This is a genomic window from Thermoanaerobacter mathranii subsp. mathranii str. A3, from assembly GCF_000092965.1.
In the GTDB taxonomy this organism is placed as follows: Bacteria; Bacillota; Thermoanaerobacteria; order Thermoanaerobacterales; family Thermoanaerobacteraceae; genus Thermoanaerobacter; species Thermoanaerobacter thermocopriae.
Map to the genome: position 1 here is coordinate 1637401 of NC_014209.1, position 13969 is coordinate 1651369.

Here is a 13969-nt window from a genome sequence, read left to right on the forward strand (position 1 = left end):
TCTTGTAAAAATATATGAATCAATCTTCTCCACCCCAATAGCTATGCCTATGGCGCATACCTCTATGGCATCTTTGTTCTTCATTATAAACCCTGTAATTGCCACCTTCCACCCTTATCGCTTTGCCATTGACTAAAGCATCAGCTACCTTTTGTCTAGCAGAACTTATTATTCTAAAAAAGGTGGGTCTTGACACTTTCATCATATCAGCACATTCCTCTTGCTCTAAACCTTCCAAATCCTTAAGCCTTATAGCTTCCAATTCCTCTACTGTTAGTATAACTTCATCTAACATAGACATAGGGACGCCAACAGGTTTAAAATGCGTCACGTTTGGTTCACTTCTAACCCATCTACATTTTGGAGGTCTTGGCATTTTATCACACCCTATTGTTTAATAAATGACGATTACTTTTATTTTACACTTTTTAAAAAAAAATATCAATCCTTCATAAAAGAATGGTCCGTATAAACATTTTGTGGATATTATTCATACACCTTCGGTCTGTCGATCTCCCTCGGTTTTTACCTCTTATTCTCTTATTAATATCTCACCAAAATTTCCATTTAGTTTTTCTTTTATTTTTTTCAAAAAGCTAATATTACAATCTTGAATTCCACTCCTCTTCTTATCCAATACTCCTTCCTCATACTTGTACCTTTGTAAAACATACCTTTTCGCAGGAGAAATCCAATCAGCTAAAGCCTCAAAATCTTCTAAAGTAAGTAGTTTGTCATTTACAGTAGTTCTAAATTCGTAATCTATATCAGAATTTTTAATTATCTCTACACTTTTTTGAACATTATCTATATCTTTTTTGTTTTTTAAAAATATGCCATATTTTTCTATTGGTGCTTTTATATCCATAGCTATATAATCGAGCAATCCTTCATCTATTAAATTTTCTAACACTTGTGGTCTTGATCCATTAGTGTCAAGCTTAACACTAAAATTTAAATCCTTTATATCTTTTATAAAATCTTCTAATCCTTTCCAAAGAGTAGGTTCTCCGCCTGTAATACACACTCCTTCTATCAAATTTGCTCTCTTTTTAAGATAATCAAAAAACTCCTTTTCACTCCGCATACCTTCCCTTATTTGAATTAAATAAGAGTTATGGCAGTAAGGACACTTAAAATTGCAGCCACTTACAAAAACAGTGGCTGCAATTTTTCCTGGGAAATCAACAAAAGAAACAGGCATAAAGTCGTATATCATATGACAAATTCCTTTCTGTCTTTAAACTCTTTTTTCTTTCCTTCATTCCAATTTTTTACTGGCCTATAGTACCCTACAACTCGACTGTAAACTTCACATTCTTTTCCACAGTAAGGGCATTCATAATACTCTCCTGATATATAACCATGGTCTTCACATATAGAGAAAGTTGGAGTTATAGTATAGTAAGGAATTCTATAATTATAAGCTATCTTTTTGACTAGAGCTTTGCAGGCAGTCACATCGTTTATACTTTCTCCAATAAATCCGTGAAATACTGTACCTCCTGTGTATTTTGTCTGTAACTCCTCTTGTAAGTCAAGAGCAGCAAATATATCTTCAGTAAAGTCTACAGGAAGCTGTGTAGAATTAGTGTAGTAAGGCACATCGCTACCTGCAGTTATTATATCAGGGAATAATTCTTTATCTTTTTTAGCCAATCTATAGGAAGCTCCTTCTGCAGGGGAAGCTTCTAAATTGTACATGAAATTAGATTCTAATTGATATTGTTCTAATTTATGCCTCATAAAATCCAATACTTCAATGGCAAATTTCCTTCCTTCTTCACTGGCTATGCTTACTCCCATAAAATTTAATAGTGCCTCATTCATCCCAATGAGCCCTATCGTGTTAAAATGGTTTTGCCAGTAAAATCCAAATCTCTTTTTTATATCTCTCAAGTAAAATTTCGAATAAGGATACAATCCCATTTCAGTCATTTTCTCCAAAACTTCTCTTTTTATTTCAAGGCTTGTTTTTGCAATATCCATAAGCCTTTCTAACCTTTGGAAAAACTCTTCTTTTGATTTAGATAAATACCCAATTCTTGGCATATTTATAGTTACAACTCCTATTGAACCTGTAAGAGGATTCGCTCCAAAAAGCCCCCCTCCTCGCTTTCTTAATTCTCTGTTGTCCAACCTTAACCGACAGCACATCGATCTCACATCATTGGGATCTAAATCACTATTTACAAAGTTGCTAAAATAGGGCAAACCGTACTTCGCAGTCATTTCCATTATTTTATCTATGACAGGACTATCCCAGTCAAAATTTTTTGTTATATTATAAGTGGGTATTGGAAAAGTAAATATCCTGCCGTTGGCATCTCCTTCCATCATAACTTCTGCAAACGCTATATTTAGCATATCCATTTCTTTTTGAAATTCTTTATATGTTTTATCCATCAATTGACCGCCAATTATAACAGGTTCATCTGCCATAATTTCTGGTATCACAAGGTCCATAGTTATGTTTGTAAAAGGAGTTTGAAATCCTACTCTTGTAGGAACATTTATGTTAAATATAAACTCCTGTAAAGCTTGCTTAACCTCTTTGTAAGAAAGATTATCGTAATATATAAAAGGCGCTAAATAAGTATCAAAGTTGGAAAAAGCTTGAGCTCCTGCTGCTTCCCCTTGAAGTGTATAGAAAAAGTTGACAATCTGCCCAAGAGCAGACCTAAAGTGCTTTGGAGGTTTGCTTTGAACTTTTCCTTCTACTCCTGTAAATCCAGAAAGAAGTAAATCTCTTAAATCCCATCCACAGCAATACACAGATAAAAGGCCTAAGTCATGAATGTGCAAATCTCCGTTTACGTGGGCATCTCTAACTTCTGGAGGATATATTTTGTTTAACCAATAATGAGCTGTTATTGTACTGGAGATATGATTATTTAAACCTTGAAGTGAATAACTCATATTGCTATTTTCATTTACTCTCCAGTCCAATTTTCCTATGTATTCATCCACCATTTTTTCAATATCCATAAACATCTTTTTAAACTCTCTTATGTCTTGATGCTGTTTTCTGTACAAAATATAGGCTTTTGCCGCTTTAGCATGACCACGCTTTATTAAATATTGTTCTACAATATCTTGAATTTGTTCCACACTAGCTATTCCTTCTAAATTCTTTTCAACATAATTAGTAACCTCATCTGCTATTTCTACTGCTTGTTTATATTCCCCTTCCCCCACTGCTTTAAAAGCTTTATATATAGCATTTACAATTTTAGATTTATCAAATTCAACCTCTTTCCCATTTCTTTTTATAACTTTCATAGTAATTTCCATATTTTATACCTCCATTTCATTTCATCATCACAGTGGCGGGATCGTGCAGGACTTTCACCACACTTCCATTTTAACCTAATTTTAAAGTCAAAATTGGGCACCTCTAATTGAAAGTATTAATTTTTGCTACAAAATATGGTATACATAATCGCATTCACCTCAATATATAGTATAACAATTGCTTCATAACCTTGTCAATAAAAAATAATTTTTTAACATCTTTTTTGTAAAGTATATTTCTTTGCATTTACCACATATTCTAAAAAGACCTAGTTCTCCATAATATATGGCAGGACTTTAATATTCGTTTATACTACCACAATATCTGCAAAATAAATGAACATGAATTTTTTTTGTTAAAATGCCAATATAAAATGGACATCCGCTTTATCTTCCGCGGATGTCCTGCTTCATAAAAAGTGTAAAGGAAATGCCAAACAAAGCAACACTTATAGCGATAAGCCCTGCAATATGCGGCCAAATGAGTAAAAGGCTTTGTTCAAATGCAATAGGAGATGGAATAGCACCAACTAATTGTTCTACGGTAAGAGGTCCTAGCGCTCTAATATTAGGAGAAAGCAAAGTGGTGATTGCCTCTTGATACAAAATATTAGGAGAAAGCCGTAATAAATACTGATGCATATGCATCTGCTGTAATACTACTTGCGGTGCTCCCTCTGGATTAGACGGCACAATTATATTAACAATCATTTCATAAAACAGTGTAAAAAATAGCCATATCGCAATACTAGCCAGTAGTGAAGTAGCCGATTGTCTGAAATATATTGAAAAGAGAATAGCAAGGCTCAACCATACTGCAACATATAAAGAAGTAACAAGTAAAAATACAACAATTCTTAACACTTCTTCAATAGTTGGAGGTATTCCAAAAAAAAGTATTCCTAATCCCATTACAAATAATCCTAAAGCAATGAAAAACGTAGTAATTACAAAAAGAGAAGCAAGCCACTTAGACAATATCACATCATCCCGATATATTGGCTGAGCAAGTAATCGAAGAAGAGTTCCTTTATTTTTCTCCCCATTTATTGCATCAAACGCCATACCAATTCCCAAAAGGGGTGCTAAAAAACCTACAAAAGCAATAAAGGAAGGAAGTTTCCCGTCAGAAACTGTAAAAATTTTTAAAAATAAATTTACGTCACCAATTGGAGTCTCCGCTTTTGGCACTGCATCCCTAATCGTCATAGCTGCAGTATAAATTGATGCCATAGCAGTAAGAAAAATTAGTGCTAGCAATATATTAAACCTCCAGCTGTGAATGTGATCAGAAACTTCTTTTTTGACTAACACATAAAGTGAGTGGCGCATTTTACTGCACCCCCTCAAAGTAGCAATGGTAAATATCGTCAAGTCCATAGACTTTAGGTTGAATCCGATGTAACTCATATCCCTTGTTTACAACCACAGCTGCTATTTGTGGTGCCACGTCCTTATTGGCATTTATAACTAATGTTTTATCCTCTCTTTCCACTTTTGTTACACCTTCTATTTTAGAAATAATTTCAATTATCTTATCGTCATTAGGCGCTACAACTGCTTCAAAAGTGTAAAGTTCAGAAAAAAATAGCTTTTTGGCCAATTCACTAATGGTACCTTGTGCAATCAAGCGTCCCTTTACAAAAATCCCCACTCTGTCACATATTTCTTGAACTTGATGAAGATGGTGAGAAGAAAGCAACACTGTTATTCCTTCTTCTTTGCTAAGTTCTCTAATAAGATTGAGGAATTCTCTCATTCCTTCAGGATCAAGCCCTAAAGTAGGTTCATCTAAAATTATCATTTTAGGTTTTTTTATCAATGCATCAGCTAAACCTAATCTCTGACGCATACCACGGGAATAAGCACCAACTTTTTTGTTTATCGCTTCTTTCAATCCGACACGATTTAAAAGTTCTTCTGCAGTCTTATGGGCTTTACCATCTTCCATTCCATTTAACCGTGCGGTAAGAATTAAATTTTCTAAGCCCGTCATATCGTCATAAAATCCCACGTCTTCGGGCAAATATCCTACCCACTTTTTTACTTTTAAAGGTTCACGCGTGGCATTAATACCTAAAACCTTTGCTTCTCCTTGGGTAGGTTCCACTAAACCTAATATCATGAGAATTGTGGTAGTTTTGCCAGCACCATTCGGCCCTAAAAGGCCAAAAACTTCACCTGTCTTAACAGTCAAGTTTAAATGGTCAACAGCAGGCTGAGTGCCATAAATTTTTGTTAAATTAATAAGTTCTATTACAGCCTCAGCCACAGTTACCGCCTCCCGTACTTTTGAATCAAGTAATATAACCCGCCAATGACTCCTGCAATAATAATTACAGCCACAATTCCCCACCATAAACTGGTTTTAACAGTTACTCTAAAAACAGCTTCATTACTTGCTTCAGGAGTAGAAGCTCTCATGGTAACTACGTAATCCCCTGCTATTGCTTTTTTATCCGCATGAATAATTGCAACAACCTCTTTGGTCTCTCCAGGGGCAAGAGTATCTATTGTTTGTGGTTCAAAAGTCACCTCCCAATCAACAGGAGTATCAGCTGAAAAGTTTATTTGCGCTAATTGAGCTGAACCTGTATTTTTTACCTGTAGAATAACTTTTCTATCACCACCAGCAATTACATCTGTAGATAAAACACCAGAAGGTGTGCTCAATTCAATGCCATAGGTGCCGCGAACAACTACCTCTAATGTGAGAGAAGCGCTAGTGTTTTTCGTATGTGCTTTTATTGGAATCTTGTAAGTACCTGCTTTTATTTGGGAAGGCGGATTGATAGAAACCTGGATTATCTTTTGACTATTAGGCTCGACAGAAACAGAAGTGACCTCTTTTCCTTCAACAGTAAATTGCACGTTCCATCCTGCCTGAACATCTGCAGTAAGTGCGTAAGTTTGGGTTTCAGGAGTTCTGTTCTTTAACTTGACTTCATAAGTAAAAGTAGATTTGTTGGTACCCTCCATATTTGGCTGATCGCTGGTAAGCTCTGTTTGATATGTCCCTTGTTCTGTTACATTTACAGTCAAAGTAAGAACTGGCAAACCTGCAGCAAGCAACACAATATTATATGAGCCTTTGTTAATTTTTAAAGGAACATCCACGGTTAAATTAACAGTCTGAGTTTCATTTGGTTTCACGGAAATTTCTTCGATTTTCCAACCTCCAGCGGTCAATGTTGTTTGCCAATCTTTTGGAGCTTTTACACTTAAGGGAATATTTTTGATTTGAGTAGATTTATTTTGGATATCTATGTTGTAAGAAATAGAATCTCCTGGGGTAACGGCAATATTAATATAAGGAGTGTAAAAGGTAACACCGGAAATGTCAGCATAAGCAAAACTGCCCAAACTATAATAGAATAATATTACAAATGAAATAACAGCAATTATGTTTTTTGAAAATTTCTTATTCAATGCAATCCCTCCTACAACAATTTAAAAAATGATAAAACCTATGTTGTAGGTAGCAAATATTTAACGTGTAAACGTTTTATACAATTAACCACCCCCTGTTTTTATTTTAGATTGACAAAAAAACTTCTGTCAATATATTAGACATAAGTATGTATACTACAACGTATCCTCAGGACCTTTTATACTGTCAAGTTCATAAACATAAGGTTTTATATCAAGTATAGGACTCCCATCTAAGGCATCTACTCCTTTTACATAGAGTTTATTTCCTTCAACTTTTATAACGTCAGCAACACAAAAAGCTATAGGATTTGGCCTTGAAGGAGACCGTGTAGCAAAAACTCCTTTTACCTCCGGCCCCCAAGGTGTGACTGTCTTTAAAACATCCCGTTTTCCTAAATGGCACCAATAAAGCACAATTATGTGCTTTTTGCTCTCAATATCACAAAGCCCATCTACAAATTCCGGATATATTTCTAAAACTGCTTCTTTATCAGACATTCTCCCTTGCTTTGGCGCATCTCCTCTTTTTTTATAAGGACTGCGAATAATTCCTATTGGTATTAAATCCAAGCTAAACTACCCCTTTCTACAATTTAGAGTGGTATAACTATTGGTATATTACGGTATTTTTCTACTGCAACAGGTATACCATAAACAGCTTTTATATTTTCTTCCGTCATAACTTCCATTCCACCATAGGCAAAAATGGTGTTATCTTTTAAAAGTAAAAATTTATCAGAAAATCTAAGTGCCAAATTCAAATCATGGATTATAACAATTGCTGCTATATTTTGCTCTTTCACTGTCTCTTTCACAATTCTCAAAACTTCAATTTGGTTTTTTAAATCCAAATTATTTGTCGGCTCATCCAAAAGCATCACAATAGGTTGCTGTGCCAAAGTCCTCGCTATGACTACTTTTTGCAATTCTCCTCCACTCAACTCATTTAAATAGCGCAGTGATAACTTTTCTAAATTAAATTTTTTTAAAACCTCATTTACAATCTTTATATCCCTTTCAGTCACATCCCACTTTATATGAGGTTTTCTTCCTAAAAGTACCGCATCAAATACAGTAAATCGACCATTCTCATTCCTTTGAGCCACATATCCTATTCTTTTAGCCACCTCTATTCTACTTAATTTTGAAATTTCATCTTTTTCGATATATACTGCTCCTTTGTGAGGCTTTAGAATTTTATTTATACACTTCAAAAGAGTAGACTTACCAGCCCCATTGTTTCCTAAGATAGAAAGTAATTCTCCTCTTTGAAGAGTAAATTTAACATCTTTTAAAACAGGTACACTGGTATAGCTGAATTCAATACCATCTATATCTAAAATCATCTCTTATACCCCCTTGAAAGCACATAAAGGAAAACCGGTGCTCCCAAAAAGGAGGTTATAGCTCCCACAGGTAATACTATCGGAGAAATAATAGTTCTGCCTAAAGTATCTGATGCTAAAAGTATTAGACCTCCCATTACAGAAGAAGCAGGAATTAAAAATCTATGGTCTCCCCCAATTAATCTCCTCATTATGTGAGGTGCAACAAGTCCAATAAAGCCTATAATTCCTACAAAGGAAGTAATAACGGCAGCAATTAAAGAAGAGACAAACATGCCCAATAATCTTACTCTTTCCACTTCAACTCCAAGGCCCTTTGCCGTTTCTTCTCCGCTGTCTAAAGCATTATAGTTCCATCTGTTAAACATAAAATATATCAGAGAAATGCCTACAACTACAGACATTATACCTAAATCTTTCCATGATACCCTTCCTATATCCCCAAATGTCCAAAAAACTACAGAAGCCACTCTTACATCATCAGCAAAATACTGCAAAATCATAGTAACAGCGGAAAACAAAGATCCTAAAGCTACTCCTGCCAAAACCATCGCCTCAGGAGTTACTCTAAAGCTTTTTGCCAACATCAATACAACTATTGTCGAAGCCATTGAACCCAAAAAAGCAAAAAAGACTACTAAATATGGATTATTTACAATCACTGAATCAGGGTTTGTAGTACTACCCGCTCCAAATACAATGACAGCTACTGCCGCTCCAAAAGCAGCCCCTTGTGAAATACCTAAAGTAAAAGGAGAAGCTAAAGAGTTTCTCAGAATGCTTTGGGTTACACATCCTGCAACAGATAAACCAATTCCCGCCACAATTGCTGATAAAATTCTTGGGAACCTAATGTTCCAAACTATTATTTGAAATCTCTCTTCTCCTTTTCCTAAAATGGTTTTCATGACATCATAAACGCTAAGCCCAGCAGAACCAGCATTTATTGCATATATTGAGATGGCCAAAGTTAGTAAAACAGTTAAAAGTATAATAAATACCTTTCTTTTGATATATTTATTATAACTTTCTGGTATAATGTCTATAAATGACTGTCTCAAGGCTTCATCCCCTTATCTTTGCAATTCCCCCACTTTTAGTGGAGGAATTTTTACTATTCACTAAAACTTAATTTTTTCAAAGCCACCGTACACTTCTTTCATCTTGTCATAAACGCCTTTTCCAGCTTCTCCAAAGAATAAAGTGTAAATTTCCTTAGCCTTTTCTGCAGGGTCAATATCTTTAAATTGTTCAGGATAAAGGACTTTCCCTACCCAATAAGAATCTGCTAAAGCTGTATCAATATTTGTATTATACTGATTGTAAGGTAAAATCCCATAAACATTGTCATTTTTTACTGCCTTTAAGTTTTTATAAAAGTCCGGATTCTTCTGATAATCCTGTTTTACCAAGTCAAAATTTCCTTCATCAATGAATATTATATCAGGATTCCAATCTAATAATTTTTCTTTTTCTATCATCACACTTCCTTTTTGACCTAAAGTATCAGCTACATTTCTTGCATTTACAGCCATAAAAGGCGGATAATTTCCTTGTGTACTCTCTATGCCATGGGCACCTTTAAATCCTAATGCACCTATATAGACAGTTGGTTTTTTATCCTCTGGTATATCCTTTGTTCTGTCCTGTAAATCTTTTTGAACTCCTTTTATGTAGTCCACTACTTCTTTGGCTCTGTCCTCTTTTCCCATAATCTTTCCTATAATCTTTAATGAGGTATATACATCCTCTTCAAAAGTCCCGAGTTTCCCATAGCTTAAAACTACTACAGGAATTCCTGTTTTGGCTTGTAAATCGTCAGCGTTGGCTTTATCAAGCAAAGATATCACAAAAATAACATCTGGATTTATTTCTATTAATTTTTCTGCATCTGGCGTAGAATCAGGACCTCCTTGTCCAATAGTGGGAAGTTGTGCTAATTTGTCTTGGAAAATCACATTGTAAGTTCTACCATTTGTAAGTTTTTTGTCTATATTTTCAACACCTGCCACTCTGTCAATCCCATCTATATAAGTTATAAGTCTTAAAGCTCCTGGACCTATCCCTACCACTTTATGTACTGGAGTCTTTATCTCTACCTGTCTTCCGACTAAATCCGTAACTGTAATTGTTTGAGCTGTTTCCTTAGAAGTTTGAGAAACTTGAGATTGATTTTGTGAAGCTTTACTACATGCTGTCAAAGAAATGACAATCGCTAACAAAATAACAACTATACCACTAAACTTTTTTAATTGTTTTGACACTAATTACCCCTCCATTATTGAACTTTTACTATTGTTTTTCCATCTATAATATAGTGTTACTTTTTTAAAAATTATAACACGAAAAAAAAAGAGAAAACAATAGGCGTTAAAAAAACAGACCAAATCTGGTCTGTTTAAAATTCTTTATATTTTTGACATAGCATCTAAAGCAGCTGAATTTATTGGGTATGACACAGGAGAAGATGTGAGTAGTGGATGTGTCGCCACTTGGAAGGTATTTAATTCTGACGCTGTTGTTCCTTTTTGTATTGCAAGACTTAAAATATTAATCATTTCACCAACATTTTCTCCTCCTGCTATTTGAGCTCCTAATATGACTCCAGAATATCTTGAAAAAATCAATTTTATATTTACATTTTTTGCATTAGGCAAAGTTCCAGGGTGTTTGTCCATTGTGTTAAACTTTCCAACCACTATATCAAAGCCTTCAGCTTTTGCTTGCCTTTCTGTAAGACCCGCAGCAGCAAAAGCAGTATTGTATATCTTTGTAGAGAATGCACTTATTGTACCTTTATTTTCCCTAACCAATCTTAATTGAAATACATTTACACCTGCAATCTTTGCTTCATTTGCAGCAGTAGAAGCAAGAAGTATAGGAACATTCTTTCTTGTAAAGAAACACTTCTTTTCTGCACAGTCACCCACAGCAAATATATCTGGATCGTTAGTTCTCATGTACTCATCAACTACAATTGCTCCTTTTTCATTGAGTTTTATACCTGCTTCTTCTGCCAACTTAGTATTTGGTTTTACGCCCATAGCTAATATCACAACATCAGCTTTTATCTTTTCTCCTGTATCCAATTCTACTTCTTTTACTTTAGTATCTCCTACAAGTTTTGTAACTTTTGTGTTTGTTTTTACTGTTATACCGTGATCTTTTAATGTAGCCTCCACCATATCACTATATTCAGGGTCAAAGGCTTGCCATAAAAGCTTGTCAGCAACCTCAATTATTGTTACATTTTTGCCAAGAAGTTGCACCTGCTCTGCCATTTCAACACCAATAAATCCACCACCAATTACTACAATATCCTGAGCCTCGTTAATCTTTTGCTGAACAAATTTTAAGTATTCTTCGTCTTTTTTTATTGTCAATACATTCTCTAAGTCATGTCCAGGTATAAAAGTAGGAACTATTGGCAAAGAACCTGTCGCTAAAATTAGTTTTTTGTAATAAATTTCTCCACTCTTTTTTGCATTAACTTTTTTGTTTTCCCTATCAATTGAAACAACTTCATCTATTATTATATCAATACCGGCATTGGTAAGCATTGTATCAGCTATAACATTTTTAGAAGTGTCTTTTAATGTTCCAAAAATGTACGGAATACCGCAAGGAACCATGACTTTCTCTGTCATTCTTACAACAGTAACCTTCTTATCTCTGTAGGTTTTTTTAGCGGATAAAGCGGTTAAAATACCACCTGCACTTCCTCCAATGACCAAAACATCAGTTTCTATCACTTCTATTACCTCCTATATCTTGTATTTTGTTAAAAACTACCCCTCCCCTCGTGGGTGCCCCTACATAAATTATAGGATTATTATAAATGTACGTCAATAAAACGTCAAAAATTTGTTAAGAAAATAATTTACCAATTTTATTGATTTTTTATTAACAATTACTTATACTAATTAAGGAAAGCGAGAGTGATATTCATGATAAATGAAAAAGATAACGATGTATTAATTGAAAAATTAGAGACGCAGCATGACATTGAGAAAGAAGAAATCGTAATGCTATTAGCATTGAAAGATCCTTCCAAGCTTTATCAAGCTGCAGATAGAGTTAGAAGAAAATATGTAGGAGATGATGTACATTTAAGAGGTCTTATAGAATTCAGTAACTACTGCAACAACACTTGTTTTTATTGTGGCCTTCGGGGTCCTAACAGGACAATTAAACGATATAGAATGGAACCTGAAGAAATAATACAATGCGCAAAATACGGAGCAGCAGCTGGACTTAAAACTATAGTTCTTCAAAGTGGTGAAGATAAATATTTTAAAATAAACACTTTATGTAAAATAATAGAAGAAATTAAAAAATTAGATATGGCAATTACTTTAAGCATTGGAGAACTTACCACCAAAGACTACGCTGAATTAAAAAAAGCAGGAGCTGATAGATACTTACTTCGCATTGAAACTACAAACAAAGAGCTTTATCAAAAATTACATCCCGGCATGAGTTATGAAAATCGTGTAAGGTGCCTTATGGATTTAAAAGAATTAGGTTATGAAGTCGGAACAGGAAGCCTTGTAGGCCTTCCGGGGCAGACCTTAGAAATGCTGGCAGACGACCTTATATTCTTTAAAAAAATAGATGCAGATATGCTAGGAATAGGTCCTTTCATACCTTGCGAAAACACACCTTTAGAAAGAGAAAAAGGCGGCAATGTGGAAATTGTATTAAAAATGTTAGCTTTATCAAGACTACTATTGCCTGACATTAATATACCTGCTACTACAGCATTAGCTGTTAAAGATAAAGAAGGTTATATTAAAGGGCTAAAGTGTGGAGCTAATGTGATAATGCCAAATATAGGTAAAGATGAGTATAAGAAATTATACAAGCTCTATCCTGGAAAAGTACCTGACAATCCTTCAGAAGCTGTAAATAGCCTTGAAAATATCAAAAAGCTTATTCTATCCCAAAATAGGACAATTGGAAAAGATAAAGGGTATCGTAAAAAAATATTAAATTGATGTTCAATAGCCTTTTTTCTATGGAATCGCCTCTACAAGGCAAATATCAATACATCTGTTTTTTTAAACAATAATGGAAGAACTTGTAGTTAAATAGGACAGTTTGTCTTTTAGCACTGATTTTAAAATCCCATATTCCTCTATTCCCGTACAATGACCTGTATATATTTTCTCTATTCCATAGCTATCTATTTTTTTGGCTATTTCTATGATTTCCTCTTCTGGCATACCTTTTAAATGGAACCCTCCAACTAAAGACTTGAGAGAACTTCCTTTAAACCGCCTTGTCGCTGTTTCTAAAATATTTAATATTCCTGAGTGAGAACATCCTGTAATAGCATTGATACCATCCTCTTCTTTTACAACCACAAAAACCTCGTCTAAAAATTTATCTTTTATCTTTTCTCCTTTTTCTTCAATTAAAAAATTCCTGGTTGTGAATTCATTGTCATAAACTATGTCAGTGCTTGTGATCACAAAAAAATCTTTTTCTACTTCTGTATCTTCCTCTATTAGCACAAAATTATTTTTGTATTTATTGTAAATTGCTAAGTTAAAACCTATCTCATCTATCTTTCCATTTTTCCTCAATGCATATTTTTTATCTAAAATCCGCTTATGAGCATATATTTTTACTTTGGGATTCTTTTCAAGTAACCCTTTTAGTCCTCCGATGTGGTCATAATGTCCATGAGTAAGCACTATTTTTTGTAATCTTTCCACTTCTATCCCCATTAAACCACAGTTTTTAATAAAGTTTTCACTCTGGCCGGTATCCACCAAAACTTCTTTATCATCTTTTTTTACTAAAATTGATAATCCATGTTCTGCTACAAAGTTTTTATTAAACACCACATTTTCTATAAGCACCTGTACTTCCAATTATTCTCTCCTCCCTTC

Annotated in this window: 13 protein-coding genes; 1 reads left to right on the forward strand and 12 read right to left on the reverse strand. The window is 34.3% G+C overall.

Going from position 1 to position 13969, the window contains the following annotated elements; genetic code table 11:
- Nucleotides 1–19 precede the first annotated feature (19 nt).
- The 11 genes from TMATH_RS08270 to TMATH_RS08320 all read right to left on the reverse strand — a co-directional run bounded on the left by TMATH_RS08270 (nt 20) and on the right by TMATH_RS08320 (nt 11821).
- Nucleotides 20–376, reverse strand: coding sequence for a DUF134 domain-containing protein (locus TMATH_RS08270; RefSeq protein ID WP_013150596.1), 357 nt, complete (start codon nt 374–376; stop codon nt 20–22).
- A gap of 156 nt (nt 377–532) precedes the next feature.
- A complete protein-coding gene (locus tag TMATH_RS08275) occupies nt 533–1219 on the reverse strand; it encodes an anaerobic ribonucleoside-triphosphate reductase activating protein (RefSeq protein WP_013150597.1) in 687 nt (228 codons plus the stop codon).
- Nucleotides 1216–3294, reverse strand: a complete 2079-nt coding sequence (locus TMATH_RS08280; RefSeq protein WP_013150598.1) for a ribonucleoside triphosphate reductase — start codon at nt 3292–3294, stop codon at nt 1216–1218. Before TMATH_RS08280 ends, TMATH_RS08275 begins: the two co-directional genes overlap by 4 nt.
- A gap of 387 nt (nt 3295–3681) precedes the next feature.
- The gene (locus TMATH_RS08285) at nt 3682–4626 is read right to left on the reverse strand and encodes an ABC transporter permease (RefSeq protein ID WP_013150599.1); all 945 of its coding nucleotides are present in this window, start codon (nt 4624–4626) and stop codon (nt 3682–3684) included.
- Nucleotide 4627: 1 nt separating this feature from the next.
- Nucleotides 4628–5566 carry an ABC transporter ATP-binding protein gene (locus tag TMATH_RS08290; RefSeq protein WP_013150600.1) on the reverse strand — a complete coding sequence of 313 codons (939 nt, stop codon included), beginning with the start codon at nt 5564–5566 and terminating at the stop codon, nt 4628–4630.
- A 2-nt stretch (nt 5567–5568) separates the two neighbouring features.
- Nucleotides 5569–6723: a COG1470 family protein gene (locus tag TMATH_RS08295; protein ID WP_013150601.1), complete on the reverse strand. Its 1155-nt coding sequence runs from the start codon at nt 6721–6723 to the stop codon at nt 5569–5571.
- 156 nt (nt 6724–6879) lie between these two features.
- Nucleotides 6880–7296 carry a tRNA (N6-threonylcarbamoyladenosine(37)-N6)-methyltransferase TrmO gene (gene tsaA, locus TMATH_RS08300; protein ID WP_013150602.1) on the reverse strand — a complete coding sequence of 139 codons (417 nt, stop codon included), beginning with the start codon at nt 7294–7296 and terminating at the stop codon, nt 6880–6882.
- 23 nt (nt 7297–7319) lie between these two features.
- Nucleotides 7320–8072, reverse strand: coding sequence for an ABC transporter ATP-binding protein (locus TMATH_RS08305; protein ID WP_013150603.1), 753 nt, complete (start codon nt 8070–8072; stop codon nt 7320–7322).
- Nucleotides 8069–9133 (reverse strand): FecCD family ABC transporter permease, encoded by a 1065-nt coding sequence (locus TMATH_RS08310; RefSeq protein ID WP_013150604.1) that lies wholly within the window; start codon nt 9131–9133, stop codon nt 8069–8071. Before TMATH_RS08310 ends, TMATH_RS08305 begins: the two co-directional genes overlap by 4 nt.
- 60 nt (nt 9134–9193) lie before the next feature.
- Nucleotides 9194–10336, reverse strand: a complete 1143-nt coding sequence (locus tag TMATH_RS08315; protein WP_013150605.1) for an iron ABC transporter substrate-binding protein — start codon at nt 10334–10336, stop codon at nt 9194–9196.
- A gap of 144 nt (nt 10337–10480) precedes the next feature.
- Nucleotides 10481–11821: an FAD-dependent oxidoreductase gene (locus tag TMATH_RS08320; protein ID WP_028991883.1), complete on the reverse strand. Its 1341-nt coding sequence runs from the start codon at nt 11819–11821 to the stop codon at nt 10481–10483.
- Between the two features lie 198 nt (nt 11822–12019).
- On the opposite strand from TMATH_RS08320, the gene hydE reads away from it, so the two are divergent.
- Nucleotides 12020–13069: a [FeFe] hydrogenase H-cluster radical SAM maturase HydE gene (hydE, locus tag TMATH_RS08325; protein WP_013150607.1), complete on the forward strand. Its 1050-nt coding sequence runs from the start codon at nt 12020–12022 to the stop codon at nt 13067–13069.
- Between the two features lie 63 nt (nt 13070–13132).
- On the opposite strand, the gene TMATH_RS08330 is transcribed toward hydE, so the two are convergent.
- Nucleotides 13133–13951, reverse strand: coding sequence for an MBL fold metallo-hydrolase (locus TMATH_RS08330; RefSeq protein ID WP_013150608.1), 819 nt, complete (start codon nt 13949–13951; stop codon nt 13133–13135).
- Nucleotides 13952–13969: the final 18 nt, after the last annotated feature.